The following is a 26,136-nucleotide window of genomic DNA, read 5'->3' as shown; positions in this document are numbered from 1 at the left end:
GACACTTGATGGCAAGAAAATTATTACGCTACGTAATTGTAAGTATATTTTTTCTAACTATTCCGATTATCTTTATACATTTTGTATCGTCTCAATCCATTCCAAAAGAATACAGTGAAGAATGGCCAGCAGTAAAAAAAACTGCTGCACTAGTTACAATTGGTTACTTTAAAAAAGAGAAGACTCTTGATATTGTAATTGAAAAAGTTGAGCCTCCGAAAGAATATAGAACACATGAGATTTACCTATTCGGACACGTTGCTGACGATAAAAAACAAAAGATTTCTGCTATTGTAAATTTTAGTGAGAACTATTCAATTAGAGATACATCTGAAGATTTATTTTAAGTCAAAGAGTATTTAACTTATGTTAGATGCTCTTTTAGCTAAAATCACGCTTTTGTTAAGAGCCACGCATCCATTTCTTAGGTGAAAAACTTTTATAGAAGCCCTTTTTTTGGACAAATTTACCGGATTAATTAACAGAAATTTCGTGTTATTATTAACTTGTTGAATAACCCAATACATTTAACAATGCTCTTGACTGCATACTTAGTATGCAACCATCCATCCAAATACCTTAGCTAATACGTCCCCAAAATCGTTGTTATTGCTAGGGTATCTTTTTAGATGCCCTGTGTGCAGGGCTTTTTTATTTCAGTGATAATGCTCTTTTTCCCATATAATTATCGATGCTTGTAGTCCCATTTCTTAACAAATTTCAAATTTGATTATATTAACTTTATTTTTCGCTCTTCCATACGAATTATTTTTCCATTTTGATATACAAATGATTGTTCACCAAATCCACCTTGAGGTGATTCTATTAGTTGGACCTGACCATTTTTAACAACATATATTCCGTTTATTCTCAAAACTGACACATAATAAGTGATTTATATCACCACATTGATTTTAATATATTGCTATTCTTGGTTTAGTTATCACATTAAACTTTATGGAGGCATTCATATGGAACATACATTTACTGAAACTTCTATTGTCGGTGAGATTGTTACACAATTTCCGAAAGCTAGTGACCTTTTTAAATCATATAGAATAGATTTTTGTTGTGGTGGTAATAAACCACTTATTGATGCAATTAATGAAAGAAATTTATCAGCAACAGAAGTACTTACAGAGTTAAATACGCTTTATCATAATACGAAACGATTAAATGAATCTGAAATTGATTTGAAAAATACTTCTTATCGTGAATTGATTGATTATGTTATAAATAAGCACCATCGCTATTTAAATGAAGAGTTGCCACAATTAAGTCCGTATGTAACGAAAGTATTACGCGTCCATGGAGCAAGTCAGCCTCATTTAGCTCAAATTCATAAGCTATTTCATGAACTTAAGATGGAATTAGAACAGCATTTAATTAAAGAAGAAACAGAAGATTTCCCATTAATTTTAGAATTCGAACAACATCCAACTGATGAAACCTATGCAAAATTACGTAAAGTGGTGGATGAGTTGGAGAATGAACATAACCACGCTGGCAATATTATTAAAGAACTTCGTAAAGTGACAAATGACTTTACTCCTCCAGAAGGAGCTTGTGGCACTTATCGACTTGTTTACCAACGTCTTGAAGCTCTAGAATCTGATTTATTTGAGCATATACATTTAGAAAATAACATTTTATTTCCACGTGCAATTACGAAAGCATAGATAAAGCACAGGACATGAGTATACATGCTCATGTCCTGCTTTTTCATTGTGTAAGAAATAGTCACACTTCCCCCATCATTTCATTGGGTAGCTTACTATTATTTAATTAGGTGCGGGTCTCTTCACTCCCCCACCTACCCATATAAAAATTCCCTTTCACTTATCTCTCCACATAAATCCGAATTTTAACAATTTGTGAATCATTATTAAGATGTGATAAATATCACATCTCCCTCTTTTTTTATTTTCTATAATAGAAACATAATATACTTTGTTCAGTATTTCACATAAAAGGGGAAATGAATATGAAAAAACGTTTAGTTATGATCGGAAATGGTATGGCTGGAATACGCTGTATGGAAGAAATATTAAAACATGATAGTGATTTATATGAGATTACTATTTTTGGCGACGAACCGCATCCAAACTACAACCGTATTATGCTATCTCATGTTTTACAAGGCAAAACAAATATACAAGATATCATTATGAATGAATATAGTTGGTACGAAAGAAACGAAATAACATTATATACAAATGAAAAAGTTCAAAGTATTGACCGAGAAGAAAAAATCATTGTCACAGAAAAGAATCGTACTCTTACATACGACAAACTCATTATCGCAACAGGTTCTAGTGCTTTTATTTTACCTGTTGAAGGTTCTACCCTTCCTGGTGTGACAGGATTTCGGACAATTGAAGATACACAATTTATGATTGATACTGCTAAAGATAAGAAAAAAGCCGTTGTCATCGGTGGTGGATTACTTGGTTTAGAAGCAGCAAGAGGTCTTATTGACTTAGGAATGGACGTACATGTTGTTCATTTAATGTCGAGCTTAATGGAGCAACAACTAGATGCCAAAGCAGCCTCTCTCCTTCGTGAAGATTTAGAAGCACAAGGCATGAAATTTCTCATGGAAAAGAAAACGGTAAAAATTCTTGGTACAGACCATGTTGAGGGCATTCAATTTGAAGATGGTGAAGTTGTAGATTGTGATTTAATTGTAATGGCTGTCGGAATACGCCCGAATACGCAAATAGCAAAAGATGCTAGTTTAATTGTAAATCGCGGTATTGTAGTCAACGACTATATGCTAACAAATGATGAATCCATTTATGCCGTTGGCGAATGTGCAGAGCATGACGGTATCGCCTATGGCCTTGTTGCTCCTCTTTATGAACAAGGTGCAATATTAGCAAAACATATAACGAATTTACAAACTGATGGATATACGGGCAGTATCGTCGGTACGCAATTAAAAGTTGCAGGTTGTGATTTATTCTCTGCTGGCCAAATCTATGAAGATGATCAAACGAAAGCAATATCCATCTTTGATGAATGTAAACGTTCCTATAAAAAAGTATTAATTCGCGACAATAAAGTCGTCGGTATCGTTTTATATGGTGACACAGCTGATGGTACACGCCTCTTTAGTATGTTAAGGAAAGAAGAAGATATACAACAATATACACCAGCTTCCCTTCTTCACAAGGCTGGTGTAGAAAGTGAACTTAACGTTGCTACAATGAGTGCGGATGACACGATTTGTGGATGTAATGGTGTTACGAAAGGCACAATCGTACATGCCATTTTAGAACATGAATTAACTACTTTTGAAGAAGTAAAAGGCTGCACGAAAGCCGCAGGATCTTGTGGTAAATGTCGTCCGCTTGTAGAACAAGTTTTATCTCATACACTTGGAGATGCTTTTAATGCCTCAGCGCAATCTGCCGGTATGTGTGGATGTACACCTTTATCACGTGATGAAGTCGTAGAAGCGATTCATGAGAAAGGTTTAAAATCGCCAAAAGAAGTACGAAATGTACTCGGTTTTGCACATGAAGACGGATGTTCGAAATGTCGTCCTGCTTTAAATTACTATTTACGTATGGCGATTCCAGAAGAATATGAAGATGATAAATCATCCCGTTACGTTAATGAAAGAATGAATGGTAACATTCAGCATGATGGTACATTCTCTGTTATTCCACGTATGTACGGAGGCGTTACAACTGCAGATGATTTAATGAAAATTGCTGAAGTTGCGAAAAAGTATGATGTTCCTCTTGTGAAAATTACAGGCGCAAGTCGCATCGGTTTATATGGTGTTAAGAAAGAAGATTTACCTAACGTATGGGCTGACTTACATATGACTTCTGGATATGCGTATTCAAAATCACTTCGTAATGTAAAATCGTGTGTTGGTTCTCGTTTCTGTCGTTTCGGTACGAAAGATTCATTAGGGCTTGGTATGTTACTCGAACAATCATTAGAAATGGTAGATACACCTCATAAAATGAAAATGGGTGTAACGGGCTGCCCACGTAACTGTGCGGAAGTACTTACGAAAGATTTTGGCGTTGTTTGTGTCGAAAATGGATATCAACTATATATCGGCGGAAATGGTGGTACGGAAGTGTGTGAAGCTGATTTTGTAATGATTGTCCCTACTGAAAATGATGTTCTTCGCATCGCTACAGCTTACATGCAATATTATCGTGAAACTGGTATTTACGGAGAACGCACTGCCTACTGGACAGAACGATTAGGCTTCGATCATATAAAAGAAATACTGCAAGATACAAATATGGTCACTAAGTTAAATGAGCGTTTCCAAACAGCTCGTAGCACATATACGGAAGCATGGGGACAAGCACTAGAAACGAATTCATTAAAAGCGATGTATGAAGTAGAAACTGTAAAATAAGGAGCGTGCAGTACATGTTACAAACGAAAGAAAAAATAAAAATTATGCGTGCGGAAGACCTTCCTATTCAAATTGGTAAAGAGGTGCAAATGAAAGGTACGTCTATCGCCCTATTCCGCCTTTCAAATGGCGATATTCGCGCTGTAGAAAATCGTTGTCCTCATAAAAACGGTCCATTAGCTGAAGGAATTGTATCTGGAGAATTCGTCTTTTGTCCACTACATGATTGGAAAATCTCACTAATAACAGGTGAAGTTCAAAAACCTGATGACGGCTGTATTCAAACATACGAAGTAGAAGTTATTGATGGTGACATTTATATAAACATGTAATTTTCGAAAGGAAGCCTCCCCTGGCTTCCTTTTAAATAAAAATAGATGAGGTGCGAATATGAACGGATATGTATATTTAGTTGGTGCAGGACCAGGTGATGAAGGGCTTATTACAAAAAAAGCGATAGACTGCTTAAAGGGTGCAGATATCGTCTTATATGACCGCTTATTAAATCCTAGCTTTCTTCATTATACAAAAGAAACATGCGAACTTATTTATTGCGGAAAAATGCCGAAAAATCATACTATGCGACAAGAAATGATTAACGCCCACCTCCTTCAATTTGCGAAAGAAGGAAAAACCGTTGTACGCTTAAAAGGTGGAGATCCCTCTATTTTTGGTCGTGTTGGTGAAGAAGCAGAAACTTTAGCATCTGCGAACATTCCGTATGAAATTGTACCAGGTATTACATCTAGCATCGCCGCTAGTAGCTATGCAGGTATCCCCCTCACCCACCGTAACTACAGTAATAGCGTCACTTTACTAACTGGACATGCAAAAGGTCCTTTAACCGATTATGGAAAATATAATTCATCCCACAATAGCGACACAATCGCCTACTACATGGGTATAAAAAACTTACCTACCATTTGTGAAAACTTACTACAAGCAGGAAAAAAAGAAGATACACCCGTAGCAGTCATTGAATGGGGTACAACTGGGAAACAGCGCGTTGTCACAGGGACTCTAGCAACCATTGTTCATAACGTCAAAACCGAAAATATTTCTAACCCTTCCATGACGATTGTTGGTGATGTCGTTTCCTTACGTAATCAAATCGCTTGGAAAGAACGTAAACCATTACATGGTAAAAAAGTTTTATTTGCATCTGCAACAAATAAAACAAGTGTAATGAAGCAAAGGTTACAAGAAACCGGTGCAGAAATATATCAAATTCCAACTTTCAAAAAGGAAGAATATACATTAACACTTGAACAAATCAATGAAATTTTCAACGTTGATCGACTTGTTTTTTGTTCAGCTGAAAGTGTAGAAATCTTGATGCAATCATGTAGTAAATACCAGAAAGATATTCGTTCCTTACAGGCAGAGCTGCAGCACATGAACGTTGTCACTCAAGAAAAACTTATGCAATATGGGCTACTAAGTAAACAAACAAAGTTCTCTTCCGATACAACTGTTTATTTAGGAAGAAATATTAACCGAATTGCTTTTATTCAAGAGAAAATTGGTGCTGGTTCCTATATGATGACTCATGAGTATACAATTGATCATCGTTTCGATGAAGTCCATTCTCGTATACTTTCTGAATTCTCATGGGATAGCATTGTGTTTGAAGGGCGTGCCTCAATTGATACATTTATAGCAGAAATAAAACGCCTTGGCTTTATCGATATTGTTACTCTCCCATTCTCGTATACTGATGTTCAAACTTTACACTATGCGAATAAAGTCGGATTCCATAATGTAGATGAGCAATTACAAAACATTATTATGAAGAAAGACATGGTGAGACAATGAAAGGAATTGTATATGTTGGACACGGGAGCCGTCTCCAAGAAGGCAATGAACAATTTATTCACTTTATTCAATCTGTCATGAAAGAACGTAACGAAAGAATTCAAAAAATAGCTTTTCTAGAACTAACAACACCTACCATTTCGGATGCAGTTACAGAAACAATACTAGAGGGAGCAACTGAAATAATGATTGTACCTGTTTTATTATTTGCAGCAGCTCACTATAAACGTGATATTCCTCTTGAAATAGAACAAATACAAAAGAAATACCCACATATAACATTTTCAGTTGTACCACCTTTTAGTACGCATCCACATATGGTTGAACTTGTAGCGAAAAGAATACGTGAATCTATTCCAATGCAAGGTAGTAGTATTTTACTCGTAGGAAGAGGCAGTAGTGACCCTCAGCCGATACATGAGTTACAAAAAATCGGAGCAGCTGTCGAACGAAAACTCAGTATGCCAGTATCGTGCTCCTTTTTAACGAAAGGAACTCCCTCTTTTACTGCTGAGCTCAAGACTATAACATCGGCCGCATCCCATGTATATGTCATGCCGTACCTTCTCTTTACCGGATTATTGCTTCAAAAAATCAAATTGCATACAAAAAAATACGATCACGTTACGACTTGTAACTGCCTGAAGTTTGATACATATATGAAGTTGGCATTATTAGAGCGAATGGAGGAATGTGTGTATGTATAGCATGTACCCTCTTATGTTTAATCTACATAATAAAGTGGTCGTTATCATTGGTGGAGGTAAAATCGCATATCGAAAAGCGTCTGGATTAAAAGATACAGGCGCTTTCGTCACCGTTATTAGCCCCGAGATCTGCGAGGAAATGAAAGAACTTCCCTATATTACTTGGAAGCAAAAAACTTTTAGTAATGATGACATTAAAGATGCTCATCTTATTTATGCAGCTACAAATCATCATGCTATAAATATGATGGTCAAACAGGTCGCCCATGATTTTCAGTGGGTTAACGTTGTAAGTGATGGTACAGAATCATCGTTTCACACACCTGGTGTCATTCGAAATGATGAATATGTTGTCACTATTTCAACTTCAGGTAAGGACCCATCGTTTACGAAGCGTTTGAAACTAGAGTTAACCTCTGTCCTTCCTAATCTTATAAAAAAACTTTCTCGTACACACAAATTATAATCTATTTCTTAGCTAAAATAGTAATTACCTTTGGACAAACGTTTTTTAGAAGCGTTTGTTCTTTTTGTTTTGGTTTCTTTTTTGAAACTGCACAAGCAATCTGCGAAGAAAATGAATGGTGTCGGCAACTTGTAAACAAGTAAATGTTATGATAACTGCAACATTACGAGCAACTCTTTCAATTCATTTTTTACATTGGATATTCATTCAACCAAATTAGCGCTTGTTCATAATCATCAAAAAATTTCACAGATTCTTTCGTATTGGATTGTTGTAAATAATTCAGTATCTCCCCTTCTTCAAGAAGAAATGCAATTGCCTTACTATGATTCAAAATGGTTTCATTGAAGAACTTATCCTTCCATACTTTTTGAACAGAAAAATGATTTGGCGTGTATCCTTTTCTATCTACCAATAATTTGTATTTCCGCCCCTCAGAAATAAATTGCTGACAAACCTGCTCAAAATCATTAAACCATTCATACACATCCTCTGTTTTAATCTGACCAATTAGATGGGTAACAATCAAATCTCCTGAAACTGTTGTGCTGATATTCTGTTTACTCAACTTGGAATCATCTCCCTTTGTTACAATTATGCGGGAAATTCTTATAAAATCAATAAAGATAAAATTCTTAAGTAATAAAACAACATTATTTACGAAAAGGCCCTTGTTATACATAAGACAATTCATTCTTGTTTGTTTAAGTAGAAAAAAGGATGCCTCTACTAGGCACCCTTTTTCTCTATTAATTATTCTTTAACATCACTAACAGCTTCTCTTGGCTATACATCCACACTGTAATGATTAAACAAGCAAGCGCTACTTCTGATAACGCCATAAATCCGATTGCATAATGACCTGTCAGTTGGAATAGTAATGTTAAAATTAATGGCGGGAAGAACCCTCCTAGTCCGCCTAAAGCTGACACAACACCATTTACAATCCCTGCTTGCTCAGAGAAGTACATTGGCACAAGCTTGAAGATTGTACCATTGCCAATACCTGCACAAAATGCGACTAGTAAGCAACCAAATGTGTATACATTCATGCTTGGCATAAATGATAAAATAATACCTGAAAGTGTTAAACCGATAAATACGAAGATTAATATTTTAAATGGGTTAAACTTATCACCGAGCCAACCACCAATCGGGCGCATAATTGTTGCGAGTACGATGAATCCTGCAGTTCGCATACCGGCATCTACTTTCTCTAATCCGAAGTGAGATACTAAAAAGTTTGGTAAGTATACGGTAAATGCGACAAATGATCCGAAAGTTAAAAAGTAAAAGATACATAAAAACCAAAGTTTTTCATTTTTATATACACCTTTTATTTGTTCCATTAATGGTGTATTCACCTTTTTCTCTTTACGATCGCCTAATAAAAAGTTCATAAGTGCAAATGCTGCAAGTAAAACTAAATAACATTGTACTGTCGTTCTCCAGCCAACTGAAGTTGCAATAACAGGTGCTAAAAATGAAGTAATTGCTGTTCCAGCGTTACCCACTCCGTAAATACCATTTACAAAACCGTGGCTCTCTTTTGGAAAGTACTTTGGTAAAGAAGTTACTCCTACAGAGAATACAGCACCACCAATCCCTACAAATAAGCCACCAATAATTAAATCCATCATAGAATTGGCAACACTAATGTAAAAGACAGGGAATAATAAAAGAATAAAACTAATAAAGAATAATTTTCTTGCTCCGTAACGATTCGTCCAATAACCAATTGGAATGCGAAGAATAGAACCTAAAATAACCGGTACTGCTGTTACCATAGAAATTTGTCCCGCAGTTAATGGAATATCTGCTTTAATATAAGGCATTAATGATGATAAAATGACCCATACCATAAAACCGATAACTAGGTTAGAAGTTTGTAAACTTAATTGAAAATTAGGACTTTTCATCCTGTTCCCTCCTATGTATGCATAGTTATATTCATTCTCTCCAACCTAATCACGTCCTAACATGATTAGGTTGAAAAGAATCAACCACCACTTACTGGCGGAATCATTGCTACGACATCGCCAGTTTGAATGATGTCATCCTCATTTGCGTATTCTTCATTTACGGCGACCATTATCTCGTTTGAAATTGCTACATTGTATTTCTTAATCAGAACTTCCTTTAGTTCAGAAACTGAAATATTTTCACAATCTATTTGCAAGACCGACTTACTTGCTTCTTCTTGCAAATGTGCAAATAATAGTACTTCAATCATGTTCTCATCTCCTTTTCAGGCTCGCCATTACCATATGCTATTTTCTCTAACTGATCCCCTATCCATGACTCACCATCTTCCCAAAACTCTTTCTTCCAAATCGGAACAATTTGTTTTATACGCTCCATAATATATTCATTCGCCTCATAGGCCGCTTTCCGGTGTGGTGTAGAAACAGCAACAACAACAGCAAGATCAGAAATTTGTAATGTACCAATGCGATGTGTAATTGCCACATATGTCCCAGGCCACTTCGCTTCTACTTCAGCACCAATTTTCTCAAGCTGTTTTTCCGCCATTGTCTTATAAGCTACATACTCTAAATAAAGCGTGCGACGTCCTTTCGTAAATTCTCTGACAGTACCAATAAAAATAGTAACTGCACCGCACTCACGGCGAATTACTTTACTTGTAACATCTTCAATTAAAATAGGAGTATCAATTACTTCATAATACGTATGTGTCATCTTGCACCTCTTATCTTTGTATAAATTAGCAATCTATTTTTCTGTTACTTGTATGATCGAAGCGGCTCTTCCCACGGCCACTCACTTCCGGCGCTTGATTCTAATAACAGTATCGAAACTGTTATTCCTGCTTCAAATCCTCTCGTTCCTCCCGGCAGAACGATACATGCATTCGCTTCTGCAAGTGAAGAAATTGCGCTAGATTTATCTAAACCGACTGGTGTAACTTGTAATTGGCCATCTACAAGTTCTACATTCCCTCTTACAAAACGAGTAAACGGATTTGCTTTCGGAAAGTCTTTCTGTAAAATTGCTTCTGCTCGATATAAGTGCGGATCTTTCCTGTGCAAGTATGTTCCAATGACTGGTCGAACATATAATTCACATCCGACATAACAAGCAGAAGGATTACCAGATAGACCAAATAATAGTTTTCCTTCTAGCTCAGCGACAGTTGTCACGCTTCCTGGTCGCATCGCTATTTTATTGAAAAGTACATTTGCTTGTAATCTCTCATAAATAGCAGGTAAATAGTCATAGTCTCCTACTGAAACGCCACCAGTTGTAATTAATATATCAACTTCTTTTATCGCTTTTTTTACAGTGTTATAACACGTCTCAAAATCGTCAGCGAATTGTCCATAATACTGTACAACTCCGCCCGCTCGTTCAATTTGAGCAGCGATCATATAGGAGTTACTATTTCGAATCTTCCCTTCTTTCAGTTGTTCATGTACTTCGAGTAGTTCACTCCCTGTCGTTACAATTCCAATAACCGGCTGTCTTACAACATGCACGGAACTATAACCAAACGTAGCAAGCAGTGCCGCTACTCCAGGGTTAATAGAAGTCCCTTTTTTCACAAGTATGGCATTTTTTTTTACATCTTCTCCTTGAAAAGAAATGTTATCACCAGAAGTGAAAGAGCGTTTTAATTTCATATAAGTCTTTTCGTTTTCTTCAAACCCTTCCGTTAGTTCTAACATAACAACAGTATTACATCCCGCTGGAATTGCGGCTCCTGTCATAATACGTACAGCTTGAAATGCTTTTACTTCCTCTTTAAAAACAAAACCTGCTCCAATTTCATCTATCACTTCAAACTGAATTGGGTTACTGCTACTTGCTTCTTTTGTATCTTCTGCTCGAATCGCAAATCCGTCGTACGGAGAGCGATCAAAATGCGGAACATCATGATCTGCAACAACATCTTCTCCGAGGATTCTTCCGTAACTTTCTGTAAGAGAAACCTTTTCCATTTCACCTTGATAGGCATATTCCATTACACGTGCAACTGCTTCTGCCACTGAGATTGGTGTACGTTTTTCTAACATTCTTTTTCACCTCGTTTTGATAAGAAGAAACTCTCTTTCTGTTCATCCTATATATTTTGCGTATAACCGTTTTGCCATTTTCATATCATTAGTCCCATGAATAAACGCTCTGCCGTCTGTAAATAACACAAAACGATATTCATCTACTAGAAAGGATAGTAAATATGGAGTTTTTTTGACATTCACACTTTTTTGTAAGCGCTTTTGAATTTCTTCTAAATTAAGAATTCTCTTTATTCCTGGACGGATTTGAACTGTATTCCGCCCGCATAGCACTTCCGTTTTCATCTGCGCTTCAAATGTTAAACTTGGATACGTGCGTACATTCCCACAAGATGGACATGTACTTTTTTTCTGCCTATTTACTTTTAATGAGAGATATTGATTGTTCCAAATATCAAATGATAACATTGTTCCTCTTAACGCCTCAAAATCATCCACCAATATTTTCATTGCTTCTGTTACTTGGTGAGCAACAACCATTTGTACCGCTGGCTGAATGATTCCGGCTGTATCGCATGTTGCACCGCCCATAGGATGATTCATTAAGCAGCGAAAACATGGTGTTTCTCCAGGAAGAATCGTATACGTTACACCGTAACTTCCAATGCATCCACCGTATATCCAAGGTATATTTTCTTTTTGTGAAATATCATTTATAAGTAGGCGCGTATCGAAATTATCAGTCGCATCTACTATAAGGTCTGCTTCTTTTGTTAACTCTTCCATTTCTTGCATTGTAACATCCGTTACAACAGGTACAATTTCTACTTCAGAATTAATTTTTCTTAAATGCTCTGCCGCTGCAATTGCTTTCGGTTTACACTGCTGTGCATCTTCTTCTGTATATAACTGTTGTCTTTGTAAATTACTCCATTCAACGTAGTCACGGTCAGCAATTGTCAATTTTCCAATTCCCATCCTAACGAGCGCTTCTGCATTCGCAGCTCCTAGTGCACCCGCACCGATTAGGAGCACATGCTTTTCTTTTATTTTTCTTTGTCCCATTTCACCAATTCCAGAAAACAATACTTGCCTTGAATAACGCTCTTGCATAGGGAACCCTCCTTTCGTTATCCACCAATGTAAGACATTTCTACTTTTGGACGTTTATTTGCACTTTCAGCTGTTCTTTCATCTGAATACTGATCTTTTCTAAACTCCCATGTATGTTGTAGAATTTTTAATAGTGATGCATCAGAAATATTTTCTCGAAGAAGCGTCCGCAAATCCGTTCCTTTCGTTCCAAATAGGCATGTAAAAAACTTTCCGTCTGCCGAAATACGAGCTCTCGTACAAGAAGAACAAAATGACTCAGAAACAGAAGTAATAAAGCCAACTTCTGCATTGCTCCCTACATATCGATACACTTTAGCTACTTCTCCAAAGTAACGAGGCTGGGCGGGCTCAATCGGATATACACGATTAATTTTCTCTATTAATTGTTCCTTCGTAATGACTTGTTCAAAGTTCCAGCCGTTCGTACTGCCCACATCCATAAACTCGATAAAACGTAGCTGAATTTCTTGTTCTTTAAAATACTGAGCCATAGGAAGAATCTGACTATCATTCATCCCTTTTTTTACGACCATATTTACTTTTACTTCTAATCCAGCTGCCTTTGCTGCTTCAATTCCTTTCAATACAGGTTTTGTACTTACATTTCGTCCATTAATTTTTTTGAAGACGTGATCCTCTAACGCATCTAAACTAATATTTACACGTTTTAATCCCGCTTCTTTTAACGCCTTAGCTTGTTTTGCTAAATGAATACCGTTTGTTGTGAGTCCAATATCCGTTAAGCCTTCTAGCTTTGCAAGCCTTGCAATTAACTTTGGTAAATCTTTACGCAATAAAGGTTCACCGCCAGTAAGTCTAATTTTATTGACTCCCATACTTATAAATAATCTAGCTAATCTTTCTATTTCATCGAATGTTAATAAAAACTCTTCCTGTAAAAAAGCATAATCAGATCCGAACACTTCGGCTGGCATACAGTATGTACACCTAAAATTACAACGATCAATAACTGAAATACGTAAATCTTGAAGTGGCCGCTCTAACGAATCCCTCATCTTCTCGTGCATCCATATCCCTTCTTTTCTACTGCAATCCTTAGTAGGTTTCATATTTTTTATTTGCCTTTATTATAAAAAAGAAGCTACATATTCAATGTGACTTTTCTCACATTACTTTCCCCATTCAAAAATTCTTCACAAATCCGTTCGAATTTTGTTCACATCTTTAGTCTCATCTACTTTACATATTGAATTTTTTTTGGTTATCTTTTCAACTAAAAACTTATACTCATCTACCCCTTTACTTCCATTAACTCTTAAAACATATTAATTTATTTTCCCTTACGGTAATTGAAATTTCACTTTTTTTTAAATAGCTCTTGCATTTTCATCATACTTACACTCAAAATAGGAAATGTATTGCTTATAAGAAGAAAGGTGATCGCTGTGGCAAACAGTATGACATTATCTCAAGATTTAAAGGAATTACTTGCATCTGTTGAGTATAAAATGCAGATTAAAAAAGGAAGTTTTATTTTTCAAGAAGGTATGGAAGCAACAGAACTCTATATCATCCACTCTGGAAAAGTACAAATTAGTAAACTTAGTGCTGACGGACAAGAATTAACACTTCGGATTTGTTCGCAATATGACATTATTGGAGAATTAACATTGTTCACGGACAATGCGAAGTATTTATTAAATTCAAAATGCCTTGAAGATGTTGAAGTAGGCGTTATAAAGCGTGAAGCGTTAGAAAAAGCATTACTCCAAAAACCAGCTCTTGTATTTGAATTTATGAAATGGATTAGTGAACATTTAAGAAGAATGCAAACGAAGTTCCGAGATTTAGTATTACACGGCAAAAAAGGTGCCCTATATTCTACTCTTATACGAATGACAAATAGTTACGGTGTATTAAAAGAAAATGGTATTCTCATCGATTTACCATTAACGAATCAAGAACTTGCTAATTTCTGTGCAACTTCACGGGAAAGTGTAAATCGCATGTTAAATGAACTAAAAAAGCAAGGTACAATTTCTATTCATAAAGGAAAGATTACAATCCATGATTTACAATTTTTAAAACGTGAAATTGCTTGTGAAGATTGCTCCGCTTCTGTTTGTAGCATTGATTAGCATCTTATTTAGATACTTATACCTACAAAGAAAGCCGAGGTCTCCAATTAGATCTCGGCTTTCTTTATAAATTACTAAACATGTATACCAAAACTATTTTTTCAATCCATTAGGAATACGTCTTCTGTAAATTACATAACTACGGCTTACATATTTAATTGGAGCACTAAATACATGTACCAGTCTAGTGAATGGCCATACTGCGAAAAGCCCCATTCCTGCAAGAATATGAATTTTAAACCATACAGGCACTTCCATCATATATTCAACTTTCGGTTGGAAAATAAAGAGACTTCGGAACCAAGGACCGATCGTTGTACGATAATCAAACCCTTTTGAGTCGATATTTAAAAATGTTGAGGAAAGTCCTGCCAGCATAACGATAAGTAATAAAATAAGCGCAATATAATCTCCCGTTGTACTCGTTGCAATGATACGTTTTACGGTTACACGGCGATACGTTAATATAATTAAGCCGATGATAGAAGCAACACCTGCCGGAAGTCCGAAACTAATTGCTACTACATGATACATATGTTCAGAAACACCTATTGAACGGTATACGGACTCTGGAATTAAAATCCCCATAACATGACCGCCAATTACGAACATGATCCCAAAGTGGAATAATAGACTTCCGGCCCGGAGTATTTTCTTCTCTAATAGTTCACTAGATTTTGATGTCCATCCAAATTGATCATAGTTGTATCTGAAAATATGTCCACCGATAAAGATTGCAAAAATGATATAGGGAAACAACACCCATAGAAATTGATCCATCATTTTGACAACTCTCCTTTCTAATTTGTCTGTACACCCCATGTATCGATAGCGAGGAGAATAGCTGCAAGGATTGGTTCATACATACTATCAGCTTCTTTTAATTGAACGTGCAATGCTTGTATATTTTCCTTGTATTTACTCATAATTGGCTCACTATCTTGCTCATTGGCATTTGCAAAAAACTCAAGCAAAAGCGGTAAATAATCCGGTAGTTCTTTATCTGTTACTTCAAAACCAGATTTTTTATAATGCTGTTTTAACTCTAATAATTCAATACCTCTTTCTCTTTGTTCACCTGTGTTCATATAAGTTAAATACATATTTGTCTTTTTACCAAAATCAAATGTATATACGTAACGATCAATTAATTGATCGTTCGTTTTATCTAGTGCTTGTTTTATAAACGCTGTAAGTTCTGCTTTAACGTCTTCTTGTTCAATTGCTTCAATCTCTTCTTGTACTTCAGTTAAAGCTTCTCCCCACCCAAGTTCCGGATAGGAGAGAAGAAAAGAAGAACAAGAAAAAGCAGTTTGTAAACTTTGTTTCATCATTTTCCGCCCCCTTTATTTAAGAAATTGTCATGCAAGACCCTGGCCCACCTGCGAAGGATAAACCACAGCTTCCTTGTTCACTATATAAATCAGCAACTTGTTCACGGTGAGTGCCCGGAATGACGAAACGATCTTTATATTTCGCGATAGCAAGAAGACGATACATATCTTCTACATCCTGTTTCGTTAAACCAATTTCTTTTAATACTGCTTCATTTGGTTCTTTATTAATTTGCAATGCTCTCATATGCGTCCGCATGACAGCCATTTTTTTCAACGTAAGTCGAATGTGGGATTCATCTCCTGCAGTGAGTAGATTCGCTAAATATTGAATTGGGATACGCATATTATCGATAGCAGGGAAAATCTCTTCTGCTTGCCAGTTACTACCTTTTCCCTCCACCATATTCATAATTGGGCTAAGCGGCGGGATATACCAAACCATTGGCATTGTACGATACTCTGGATGAAGAGGTAGAGCAATTTTCCAATCAATAATCATTTTATAAATTGGCGACTGTTGTGCCGCTTTAATCCACTCTTCAGGAATGCCTTGTTTTTTCGCTTCAGCTGCTACTTCAGGATCATTTGGATCTAGGAAAACAGTAAGCTGAGATTCATATAAATCTTTTTCGTCTTCAACAGAAGCCGCTTCTTTTACTTTGTCAGCGTCATATAGCATTACCCCAATATACCTGATACGTCCTACACATGTTTCCGAACAAATTGTTGGCATACCAGCTTCAATACGCGGGAAACACATTGTACATTTTTCCGATTTATTCGTTTGCCAGTTAAAATACACTTTTTTATATGGACAAGACGATACGCAAAATCTCCATGCACGACATGCATTTTGATCGACAAGAACAATCCCATCTTCTTCACGTTTATACATCGCACCCGATGGACAAGACGATACGCAAGATGGATTCATACAATGTTCGCATATGCGTGGTAAATACATCATAAAGACATTTTCAAAATCTGTTTTAATTTCTTCTTCCATTTTCTTTACGTTCGGATCTTGCAATCCTGTTATATGTCCACCAGCTAAATCATCTTCCCAGTTTGGACCCCATTCAATTTTGTCGATAAATTCGCCTGTAATTGCTGATTTCGGACGAGCAACTGGTTGATGCTTACGCTGCGGGCTATTTGTTAATGTTTCATAATCATAGTTCCAAGGTTCAAAGTAATCGTCGATGGTTGGTTGATCTGGATTGTGGAAAATATTCATAAGGCGTTTCATTTTCGAACCTGATTTCAGCTGAATTTCACCATTTCTCAATTCCCAGCCGCCTTTATATTTCTCTTGATCTTCCCATTGTTTCGGATAACCAATTCCAGGTTTCGTTTCTACGTTATTGAAGTACATATATTCAGCACCCGGACGATTTGTCCAGGTGTTTTTGCATGTTACGCTACAAGTATGGCAGCCGATGCATTTATCCAGGTTCATTACCATTCCGACTTGTGCTTTAATCTTCAAGCCAATCTACCTCCTTCAGTTTACGGATTACAACATTTAAGTCACGCTGATTCCCAGTCGGACCATAGTAGTTAAATCCATAGCTTAATTGGCCATATCCACCAATCATATGTGTTGGTTTAACATGAATACGGGTTGGACTATTATGTGTTCCCCCGCGGGTGCTTGTTAATTTCGTACCAGGCACGTTAATGTGGCGATCTTGTGCATGGTGCATAAATGCCATCCCTCTCGGTATACGGTGCGTTACGACAGCACGTGCTACAACAACACCGTTACGGTTAAAGCACTCGATCCAATCATTATCTGCAACGCCAGCTTCATTCGCATCATCTTTATTCATCCAAACAGTTGGACCACCTCTAAATAGCGTCAACATCGGTAATGAATCGAAGTACATACTATGAATCGACCACTTATTATGCGGTGTTAAATAGTTTAGTGTTATTTCTTTTCCTTCTACTTCGGGACGTGATTTTCGGAACGGTTTATGTTGCAGAATTGGTTTAAATGTTGCCATCGTTTCACCGAATTCTTTCATCATGTCATGATCTAAGTAGAAAGATTGTCGACCCGTTATCGTTCTCCAAGGAATAAGACGTTCCACATTTGTTGTAAATGGTGAATAACGGCGTCCACCTTTTTCAGAACCTGTAAAGGCTGGAGAAGTAATTACTGTTTTCGGCTGTGCTGTAATTTGTTCGAATGTGAAGCATTCTTCTTCACGTTCTTCTGCTAAATCACGCAGTTTTAAATCCGTTTGTTTTTCAAGTGCTTCCCATGCTTTTACAGCCATATGACCGTTTGTTGTCGAAGAAAGCGTTAATACCGCCTCAGCAGCATTGATTGCTTCTTTTATATCTGGGCAACCTTTCGCAATAGAATCCGTTCGAACAACTCCTAATTTGCTCTTTAATTGCTCATACTCTTTTTCTGCTGACCAAGAAATACCTTTCGTACCAATTGGTTGTTTTCCAGCATTTGGTCCTAGTGCAGTCATCTTGTCATAAATCGTTTTATAATCCCTTTCGACAACATGAATTTGTGGCATCGTTTTACCCGGTATTGGTTCACACTCACCTTTACTCCAGTCTTTAATCTTGCCAAGTGGTTGCGCTAATTCTTGCGGTGTATCGTGAAGAAGTGGTGTTGCAACGACTTCTTTCATTGGTTCAAGATCGATTTTCTTCGCTAAATTTGACACAGCTTTAGAAAGAGCGGTGAAAATATCCCAATCAGAGCGTGCTTCCCACGGTGAACCGATTGCTGGATTAAATGGATGTACAAATGGATGCATATCCGTACTGCTTAAATCATGCTTTTCATACCAAGTTGAAGCAGGTAAGACGATGTCAGAATAGAGCGCTGTTCCAGCCATACGGAAATCTAAATTAATGAGTAGATCAAGCTTCCCTTCTGGCGCTTCTTCATGCCACTTAATTTCTTCTGGTCGCAACGAATCACTATCATCATTCATTAATCCATTTGTTGTGCCTAATAAATGTTTTAAGAAATATTCGTGGCCTTTACCAGAACTTGAAATTAAGTTGGCACGCCATACGAATAAGTTGCGCGGGAAGTTGTTTTTATTATCTGGATCTTCAATCGCAAATTTTAGTTCTTTTTCTTTTAGTTTTTGTGCAACGTATTTTCCGATTTCTTCTTGCGTTGTTGCACCAGCAGCAACAGCTTCTTTATATAATTCAATTCCATTTTTCTCGAATGTTGGATAAGAAGGTAACCAGCCAAGTCGTGCCGCTAATACGTTGTAATCACCGTGATGTTGATAACGAGAGTTGCCCTCAATTGGTGATGCTAAATGTCCAACCGGTGTATCTTCATAACGCCATTGATCTGTTACGAAATAGAAGAAAGATGTACCATTTTGTAATTTCGGTGGCCCTTGCCAATCTTTTGCCATCGCGATTGTTTGCCATCCTTCTGCTGGTCGTAATTTTTCTTGACCGACATAATGCGCCCAACCGCCACCGTTTACGCCTTGTGCTCCAACGAGAAGAACAAGGTTTAAAACTGCGCGATAAATCGTATCAGAATTAAACCAATGGTTAATACCGGCCCCTACAATAATCATCGAGCGCCCATCCGTATCAACTGCGTTTTGTGCAAACTCACGAGCAATTTGAATAATAAGCTCTCGTTTCACTCCTGTCATTTTCTCTTGCCATGCAGGTGTAAATGGTACATCATCATTGAAGTCTTTCGGCTCTTGTCCGCCGAGCCCTCGGTTCACACCGTAATTTGCCAACGTTAAGTCGTATACAGTTGTAACGAACACTTCGCCTTCTTCTGTCATAATTTTTTTCACTGGAATTGTACGTTCCAATACTTTATTTCCCTCATCTGAGAAGTACGGAATTTGTACCGTTCCCACAGCGTCTTCCATTCCAAGTAAAGAAAGACGTGGATCAATCTTTTCACCTGTTTGTTCATCTTCTAAACGTAAATTCCATTTCTTTTCATTATCCCAACGTGACCCCATTGTGCCGTGAGGTGTTGCAAAATCTTTCGTGTTCTCGTTCCAAAGAACAGGCTTCCATTCTCCTAACTTTGTTTCTCGTCCAATATCAGTAGCATTTAAGAAACGATCAGCGACGAATTGATCTCCTTTTTGTTTCAATGTGACAAAGAAAGGAAAATCAGTATATTGCTTCGCATACTTTGTGAAGTATTCCACTTGATTATCTACGTAAAATTCTTGTAAAATCACATGCCCCATTGCCATCGCAAGTGCACCGTCTGTACCTTGTTTCACACTAATCCAATCATCCGCAAATTTTGTAGACTCAGCGAAGTCAGGACTGACAGAAACAACTTTCGTTCCTTTATATCGAACTTCGGCTAAAAAGTGTGCATCTGGCGTTCTCGTCATCGGTACATTTGAACCCCATGTCATAATGTAACCAGAGTTATACCAATCGCTACTTTCTGGTACATCTGTTTGATCACCCCAAATTTGCGGAGAAGCTGGTGGTAAATCCGCGTACCAATCATAGAAGCTAAGCATCGGCCCGCCCATAAGTTGCATAAAGCGGCTACCCGCTGCATGACTTAACATCGACATAGCTGGAATTGGTGAAAAACCAACATTTCGGTCTGGGCCGTATTTAATGATTGTGTAAAGTAACGAAGCAGAAACGAGTTGTAATACTTCATCCCAATTCGCACGAATAAATCCACCTTTACCACGCGCCTGCTTATACTTACGTGCTTTTTCAGGGTTTTCCACAATACTTTTCCAAGCATCTAGTGGTGAATCATTATTTTGTAATTCTTCTTGCCACATACTCCAAAGAACACCACGTACATACGGATATTTCACACGAAGTGGACTATAAATGTACCAAGAAAAACTCGCTCCACGCGGACATCCTCGTGGTTCAAAATCCGGCATATCAGGTCCTGTCGTTGGATAGTTAAGCTCTTGCCCTTCCCAAGTTACAATTCCATCTTTCACATAAATGTTCCAACTACATGAACCAGTGCAGTTCACGCCGTGTGTAGAACGAATTACTTTATCATGCTGCCAGCGTTTTCTGTACACATTTTCCCATTCACGATCTTCATATGTTTCTTGTGTATGATTATCGTTATAACGATCTATTGGTGAAAAATATTTTAAACGTCTCATTAGTGCTGAAGGTTTCTTCTTCATCATGTTCACTCCTTTAATACGTCTCTCTTACATACCCTTACTATAAAAGAGGTTGTAAAATACAGATGTGACATTTCGCACAGTTCAAGAGATTGTCATAAATTCATTTGGAAACCGGTTTACGGGGAAACATTTATAAATAAAGATTATTTTGTTTTGTTGTGAAGATTTCGGTCAGCCGTGAGCTTATTAGGAAAATAGCATTTTGAGGATTCACCTTTTTTTGCATAAGAAAAAACGCAGGAGAGATTCCTACGTTTTTATATAAAGTGAAACTTTAATCAGTGGAGGTTTTGTTCGTCCCCCACTGATTATCAGCCCACAAATAGCGAGATATAACTATAAATCATTATTTACGGTATTGCTCTTAGTTACGGAAACAATTATACTAAATGTTATCCGCGCATATAATCTGAATATTCATAAAATTACGAGTGGGATTTCCTTTTTGGACATAGAAATTATAAAGTATATCACCATGATTTTTTAACATTTACGTTTTTTCCTATGTATATAAGTTCTCAATATGAACTTATATACACCATTCCTACTTACCTCTTAGATTACTAATATACTGCACTAAAATGAAGGAACTCCTTTTCTTTTACATAAAAATGAATTAGAAAAGATAATGAAATTAGGAGGATTACGATGCCCCATCTTGATTCATTACATCCCATTGTAGAAAAAATAATCAACAATATTGAAAAATTAATGGTCGGAAAACGAAAAGAAACGATTTTAACCATGACAGCTCTTTTAGCTGAAGGTCATGTACTATTAGAAGATGTTCCTGGCGTTGGGAAAACAATGCTAGTACGCACTCTTTCTAAATCAATTGACGCCGATTACAAGCGCATTCAATTCACACCTGATTTACTGCCGTCAGATGTTACAGGTGTTTCTATTTACAATCCAAAAGAGCTCCAATTTGAGTTCAAGCCTGGACCAATCATGGGGAATTTTATACTTGCTGATGAAATTAATCGTACATCTCCAAAGACACAATCTGCCTTACTTGAAAGTATGGAAGAAGGCACTATCACAATAGATGGCATTACAAGATCGTTACCAAAACCTTTCTTTGTCATGGCTACACAAAATCCGGTCGAATATGAGGGAACATATCCTTTACCAGAAGCCCAGCTCGATCGTTTCTTGTTGAAGTTAAAAATGGGATACCCGACACCAGAAGAAGAATTTGAAATTTTAAATCGGATGGAAAAAACAAATCCACTCTCCCATTTGCAAGCTATTACAACAATAGAAGAATTACTTTATTTACAACAGAGCGTACGGGAAATAAGCATGGACAAAGCAATCAAGCATTACATTGTAAAGCTTGTTAATCAGACTCGTTCTTATAGTTCTATACAGCTTGGTGCAAGTCCACGTGGCTCGATTGCTTTAATGAAAGCTTCACAAGCCTATGCATTCATCCATGGCAGAAATTATGTTATTCCCGACGATGTTAAATTTTTAGCTCCTTACGTATTGGCTCACAGACTCATTCTAAAAATGGAAGCAAAATTTGAAGGAATTACAGGAGAACAAGTTATCGCAAAAATCGTTGCACGAACTACCGTACCTACTCAAAGGAAGATGAACCTTTGATGAAACGGATACTACGAGCACTCTATCATTTTACTAAGTTATCCCTCATTCCGTTATGCCTAGTCTTAATATTTGTATACGCTATGCTTCAAGGAGGATTTGTAAGTTGGTTTTTGTTTTACAGTATGATTCCTATTGGTCTTTATTCACTACTGCTCCCCTTCTATGCTTTACGGAACGCCAAGGTAAAACGAAGAACAAATCAAGACGAATATGTAGCAGGAGAACCATTTTTAAGCACGATTACAATAAAAAGAAGTTTTCCATTTCCCTTACTTTATTTAATTATAGAAGATGAACTGCCATTACAATTCACAAACTGTAAACAAACGAAAGTAAATAAGGTAATACTCTTTCCAGGATTGAAACGAAATATTTCGTTTCAATATGCAATTGACACAATACCTAGAGGAGAGCACACTTTTTCAAGCGTACGTGTCAAAACTGGTGATTTATTCGGTATGATGGAGAAAGAAGTAACTTTTTCAGTTCCAGATACATTTTTAGTCTACCCTCAGTATGTAGATATAACATATCGACAAATGGAAAATCATTTCGAACAAGGAGCACTTTCAGCAAATATAAATTTAGTAAAAGACTCTACCATTTCTGTCGGTGTGAGAGACTATAAACCTGGTGACCGCTTTTCATGGATTGATTGGAAAGCAACTGCACGAACAAACAACATTATGACGAAGGAGTTTGAACAACAGCGCAGCCATAATATTATGATATTCATGGACAGAACCCCATCCCCTCTATTCGAATCAGTCGTCACATTTACTGCCTCTATTGTCAGGTCTGTCTTGAAGCAAAATTCACCGGCGTCATTCGTATCTGTCGGAAAAGAACGAACTTTTTTCCCTTTAGACAATGGAGATAGTCAGTTACATCAAATCTTTTGTCATTTAGCGAAAGTACAAGCAGATAGTGTATTCCCGCTATCCCAGAGTGTAGAAATGGAATTAAGAAAAATTTATGAGCCCGTCACGATTATACTCGTGACAAGCGATCTTTCTCCCGATATTCAAAAGGCGGCTGACTGTGCTGCTATAAAAAATAGAAAATTAATGGTGTTTGTCGTGAAAGAAAAAGCAAATCAACTCTCACATCGAGAACTCAGTATTCTAGAAACTCTACAAAAACGAAAAATATTTGTAAATGTGGTTTATGGAAACCAGTATACAAACGTGTTTTTTGAGGTGAGCAAATGATAACATTACAGGCAAAAAAACAATTGGATATGACTAAATTTTTCATGCATGCATGCGCATTTCTACTTTTATTAGAATGGCTAAGACCCCTTATAGGTATTACAAACGTAGGTAGATTAGATATTTTTGTAATATTTATAGGGATTTGCTTCACTCTCTCTTTTTTTCAAACAAGGTGGCAAATTCCTATAAAGACCATCACGATTTTATTCATCATTCATTTCCTATATTATAAAAATGCTTTTATAAATCCATCTTGGCTAACGAAATTTTTTACTGATATTTCTCAAAATTCCTCCCTGTTGCTCCAGGGGAATTTGCTAGATATTTCTCCAGTTTTTCCAACAGTTTTATTTTTTCTATCCTTTTGGTTTTTGAGTTCTTTCATCTCTTTTTGGATGATTCATAAAAAACGTGGATTGTTATTTCTTGTATTGACTATTATTTATATCACAACTTTTCATAACTTACATTTATACAATGCAAACTTCGCTATTATTCGTACTGTTGTCATCGGCTTTTTTATGCTTAGTCTTCTTCGCATAGAACGAATAAAAGAGATGGAATACTTACAAAATTATGCTAGAGAAATCTCAAAATTACTTAGACCTCTTACAATATTTATTGTATTGTCAGCAACCATCGCATACTTTGCTCCAAAATTCGGCCCTCAATGGCCAAACCCAATGAATTTTTTAAAATTCAACACATCCGAAGCAAGTAAAAAACAAGAAGTTTCTACAATTGGGTATGGTTTAGATGACTCGAGATTAGGTGGTCCTTTTCAGGCTGATCCTACAATTGTTTTCACAGCACAAACGCAAAACAAACAATATTGGAGAGTAGAAACGAAAGATTTTTATACAGGAAAAGGCTGGGAAGTTTCTGAAAATCAAAAAAAGATTTCTTTTAAAAGTAAAAACGACGTCGTGAGCTGGTACGAACAAAATACAAAAACGGAGACAACAAAGGCAACAATAAACATGCAAAAAAGTTATCCGCATCTTACCTATCCAGCAGGGTTAATATCAGTTGAGGCTTCCTCAGATGTATCATACAGCGTTGACCCATTTTCCGAAAAAATCTATACAATGCACGGAGACTCCTCTACTACTTTACATTCATATAAAGTAACGTATGAGATCCCGGAATTTCCCATAGAAAACTTGAAAGCTGTAAACACGAATGAAGGTCAAGAAACAAATCCTTATTTCATGACAAAGTACACACAACTTCCCGAATCATTACCACAGCGAGTAAAAGACTTGGCTGTCAATCTTACAAATGATAAAGACAACCGGTATGATAAAGTATTAGCTATTGAAAATTACTTCGCAGACAACTCTTTTACATACGAATCAACGAATGTCTTGTACCCTGCCAAAAGTCAAGATTATGTAGATCAATTCCTTTTCGATACAAAAAGCGGCTACTGTAATAATTTTTCGACGTCTATGATCGTGTTACTTCGTTCTGCTGGGATTCCTGCTCGCTGGGTAAAAGGTTATACAGAAGGAACTCTTGACAATACACTTGCCTCTGCAGAAGGTCAGGATATTTATAAAATCACGAACGATAACGCACACTCTTGGGTCGAAGTATATTTCCCAGGATACGGATGGATTCCATTCGAACCAACAAAAGGATTTACCAATCCCTATAATTTTATAAATAATACGCCTGCTTCTATTTCACAAAATAGCGAAGCAAATAATTCTAATAACCAGCAAATACATCAACGAAATAATGAAGCAAAACTTAAAAGTTTAATAGAAAATACAGAAGAAGCCTCTACTAAAAAGGTCACAAATTCTAAAACTAGTTTTTCTTGGTGGTACGTATTCCTCTCTACGATACCAATTAGTATCATCGGATACATTCTCTTCACTACTAGAATGAAATGGATTACATTTTTTATTATTCTTTTCTATAAATACCGAAAAGATGATGTTGTTTATCAAAAAGCTTACGGCGCACTTTTAAAACAATTTGCGAGAATCGGCATACCACGGAGGGAAAGTCAAACATTCCGAGAATACGCTCTTCACATCGATACACTTTACAACTCGGCTCATATGCAACAACTTACTTTCAGTTATGAAAACGCTATGTATCAAAAAGGACAATCCACAGCCGAATGGAAAAAATCTGTACACTTATGGGAAGTGCTTATGAAAAAAGCAGCTTCTCTTCCTAAATCAAATGAATTCGATACAATGATTTAATCTTAATCATGTGA

General features: G+C 36.7%; 23 protein-coding genes. 11 read left to right on the top strand and 12 right to left on the bottom strand.

From position 1 onward, the window contains the following. Positions 1-8: 8 nt before the first annotated feature. Positions 9-347 (top strand): hypothetical protein, encoded by a 339-nt coding sequence (locus tag ACS2MN_RS01395; protein ID WP_000101561.1) that lies wholly within the window; start codon positions 9-11, stop codon positions 345-347. A gap of 383 nt (positions 348-730) precedes the next feature. On the opposite strand, the gene ACS2MN_RS01390 is transcribed toward ACS2MN_RS01395, so the two are convergent. Further along, complete coding sequence (locus ACS2MN_RS01390) at positions 731-895, bottom strand: DUF3954 domain-containing protein (protein ID WP_103592026.1); 165 nt, start codon at positions 893-895, stop codon at positions 731-733. 76 nt (positions 896-971) lie between these two features. Here ACS2MN_RS01390 and ric point away from each other — a divergent pair, with 76 nt between their 5' ends. From ric to ACS2MN_RS01360, 6 genes are all read left to right on the top strand, one after another. Beyond that, positions 972-1,679: an iron-sulfur cluster repair di-iron protein gene (ric, locus tag ACS2MN_RS01385; protein ID WP_098710249.1), complete on the top strand. Its 708-nt coding sequence runs from the start codon at positions 972-974 to the stop codon at positions 1,677-1,679. Positions 1,680-1,984: 305 nt separating this feature from the next. After that, positions 1,985-4,390: an NADPH-nitrite reductase large subunit gene (gene nirB, locus ACS2MN_RS01380; RefSeq protein ID WP_098710248.1), complete on the top strand. Its 2,406-nt coding sequence runs from the start codon at positions 1,985-1,987 to the stop codon at positions 4,388-4,390. Between the two features lie 14 nt (positions 4,391-4,404). Beyond that, on the top strand, positions 4,405-4,722 hold the full coding sequence (gene nirD / locus ACS2MN_RS01375; RefSeq protein ID WP_000942185.1) for a nitrite reductase small subunit NirD: 318 nt from the start codon (positions 4,405-4,407) through the stop codon (positions 4,720-4,722). A gap of 58 nt (positions 4,723-4,780) precedes the next feature. After that, positions 4,781-6,205 carry a uroporphyrin-III C-methyltransferase gene (locus ACS2MN_RS01370; protein ID WP_087950089.1) on the top strand — a complete coding sequence of 475 codons (1,425 nt, stop codon included), beginning with the start codon at positions 4,781-4,783 and terminating at the stop codon, positions 6,203-6,205. Next, a complete protein-coding gene (locus ACS2MN_RS01365) occupies positions 6,202-6,912 on the top strand; it encodes a sirohydrochlorin chelatase (RefSeq protein ID WP_000676459.1) in 711 nt (236 codons plus the stop codon). The genes ACS2MN_RS01370 and ACS2MN_RS01365 overlap by 4 nt, the downstream gene beginning before the upstream one ends. After that, positions 6,905-7,378 (top strand): precorrin-2 dehydrogenase, encoded by a 474-nt coding sequence (locus tag ACS2MN_RS01360; protein WP_000287166.1) that lies wholly within the window; start codon positions 6,905-6,907, stop codon positions 7,376-7,378. The genes ACS2MN_RS01365 and ACS2MN_RS01360 overlap by 8 nt, the downstream gene beginning before the upstream one ends. A gap of 190 nt (positions 7,379-7,568) precedes the next feature. Here ACS2MN_RS01360 and ACS2MN_RS01355 read toward each other — a convergent pair whose 3' ends face one another. The 7 genes from ACS2MN_RS01355 to moaA all read right to left on the bottom strand — a co-directional run bounded on the left by ACS2MN_RS01355 (position 7,569) and on the right by moaA (position 13,499). After that, positions 7,569-8,072 (bottom strand): STAS/SEC14 domain-containing protein, encoded by a 504-nt coding sequence (locus ACS2MN_RS01355; protein ID WP_371399468.1) that lies wholly within the window; start codon positions 8,070-8,072, stop codon positions 7,569-7,571. Between the two features lie 55 nt (positions 8,073-8,127). Beyond that, a complete protein-coding gene (gene narK / locus ACS2MN_RS01350) occupies positions 8,128-9,297 on the bottom strand; it encodes a nitrate transporter NarK (protein WP_015000425.1) in 1,170 nt (389 codons plus the stop codon). 80 nt (positions 9,298-9,377) lie between these two features. Further along, positions 9,378-9,611, bottom strand: coding sequence for a molybdopterin converting factor subunit 1 (gene moaD, locus ACS2MN_RS01345; RefSeq protein WP_000573668.1), 234 nt, complete (start codon positions 9,609-9,611; stop codon positions 9,378-9,380). Next, entirely contained in the window at positions 9,608-10,078 is a 471-nt protein-coding gene (locus ACS2MN_RS01340; protein WP_098710247.1) for a molybdenum cofactor biosynthesis protein MoaE, read from the bottom strand. Before ACS2MN_RS01340 ends, moaD begins: the two co-directional genes overlap by 4 nt. A 44-nt stretch (positions 10,079-10,122) precedes the next feature. Then, positions 10,123-11,412, bottom strand: coding sequence for a molybdopterin molybdotransferase MoeA (locus tag ACS2MN_RS01335; protein ID WP_346994262.1), 1,290 nt, complete (start codon positions 11,410-11,412; stop codon positions 10,123-10,125). Between the two features lie 42 nt (positions 11,413-11,454). Further along, positions 11,455-12,468 carry a molybdopterin-synthase adenylyltransferase MoeB gene (locus tag ACS2MN_RS01330; RefSeq protein WP_001158120.1) on the bottom strand — a complete coding sequence of 338 codons (1,014 nt, stop codon included), beginning with the start codon at positions 12,466-12,468 and terminating at the stop codon, positions 11,455-11,457. A 17-nt stretch (positions 12,469-12,485) separates the two neighbouring features. Further along, positions 12,486-13,499: a GTP 3',8-cyclase MoaA gene (gene moaA / locus ACS2MN_RS01325; RefSeq protein WP_000544627.1), complete on the bottom strand. Its 1,014-nt coding sequence runs from the start codon at positions 13,497-13,499 to the stop codon at positions 12,486-12,488. 378 nt (positions 13,500-13,877) lie between these two features. On the opposite strand from moaA, the gene ACS2MN_RS01320 reads away from it, so the two are divergent. After that, the gene (locus ACS2MN_RS01320; protein WP_000013869.1) at positions 13,878-14,570 is read left to right on the top strand and encodes a Crp/Fnr family transcriptional regulator; all 693 of its coding nucleotides are present in this window, start codon (positions 13,878-13,880) and stop codon (positions 14,568-14,570) included. A 93-nt stretch (positions 14,571-14,663) separates the two neighbouring features. On the opposite strand, the gene narI is transcribed toward ACS2MN_RS01320, so the two are convergent. From narI to ACS2MN_RS01300, 4 genes are read right to left on the bottom strand one after another with little or no spacing between them, the layout of a single operon-like run. Beyond that, on the bottom strand, positions 14,664-15,353 hold the full coding sequence (gene narI, locus ACS2MN_RS01315) for a respiratory nitrate reductase subunit gamma (protein WP_000969187.1): 690 nt from the start codon (positions 15,351-15,353) through the stop codon (positions 14,664-14,666). 17 nt (positions 15,354-15,370) lie between these two features. Beyond that, positions 15,371-15,901 carry a nitrate reductase molybdenum cofactor assembly chaperone gene (gene narJ, locus ACS2MN_RS01310; protein ID WP_043322922.1) on the bottom strand — a complete coding sequence of 177 codons (531 nt, stop codon included), beginning with the start codon at positions 15,899-15,901 and terminating at the stop codon, positions 15,371-15,373. A 19-nt stretch (positions 15,902-15,920) separates the two neighbouring features. Beyond that, complete coding sequence (narH, locus tag ACS2MN_RS01305; RefSeq protein WP_346994263.1) at positions 15,921-17,396, bottom strand: nitrate reductase subunit beta; 1,476 nt, start codon at positions 17,394-17,396, stop codon at positions 15,921-15,923. Further along, the gene (locus ACS2MN_RS01300; protein WP_015000422.1) at positions 17,386-21,072 is read right to left on the bottom strand and encodes a nitrate reductase subunit alpha; all 3,687 of its coding nucleotides are present in this window, start codon (positions 21,070-21,072) and stop codon (positions 17,386-17,388) included. The genes narH and ACS2MN_RS01300 overlap by 11 nt, the downstream gene beginning before the upstream one ends. Before the next feature lie 648 nt (positions 21,073-21,720). Here ACS2MN_RS01300 and ACS2MN_RS01295 point away from each other — a divergent pair. Genes ACS2MN_RS01295 through ACS2MN_RS01285 form a run of 3 tightly spaced genes read left to right on the top strand, consistent with a single transcriptional unit; the run spans position 21,721 to position 26,122 of the window. Next, positions 21,721-22,683, top strand: coding sequence for an AAA family ATPase (locus ACS2MN_RS01295; RefSeq protein ID WP_001120282.1), 963 nt, complete (start codon positions 21,721-21,723; stop codon positions 22,681-22,683). Then, positions 22,683-23,897 carry a DUF58 domain-containing protein gene (locus ACS2MN_RS01290; RefSeq protein ID WP_346994329.1) on the top strand — a complete coding sequence of 405 codons (1,215 nt, stop codon included), beginning with the start codon at positions 22,683-22,685 and terminating at the stop codon, positions 23,895-23,897. Before ACS2MN_RS01295 ends, ACS2MN_RS01290 begins: the two co-directional genes overlap by 1 nt. Further along, positions 23,894-26,122 carry a transglutaminase TgpA family protein gene (locus tag ACS2MN_RS01285; protein WP_346994264.1) on the top strand — a complete coding sequence of 743 codons (2,229 nt, stop codon included), beginning with the start codon at positions 23,894-23,896 and terminating at the stop codon, positions 26,120-26,122. The genes ACS2MN_RS01290 and ACS2MN_RS01285 overlap by 4 nt, the downstream gene beginning before the upstream one ends. Positions 26,123-26,136 lie beyond the last annotated feature (14 nt).

This window comes from Bacillus cereus group sp. BceL062, from assembly GCF_051780025.1.
Taxonomy (GTDB): Bacteria; Bacillota; Bacilli; order Bacillales; family Bacillaceae_G; genus Bacillus_A; species Bacillus_A toyonensis.
The sequence above is the reverse complement of the archived record's forward strand: the minus strand, read 5'-3'. Positions and strand labels throughout refer to the sequence as shown.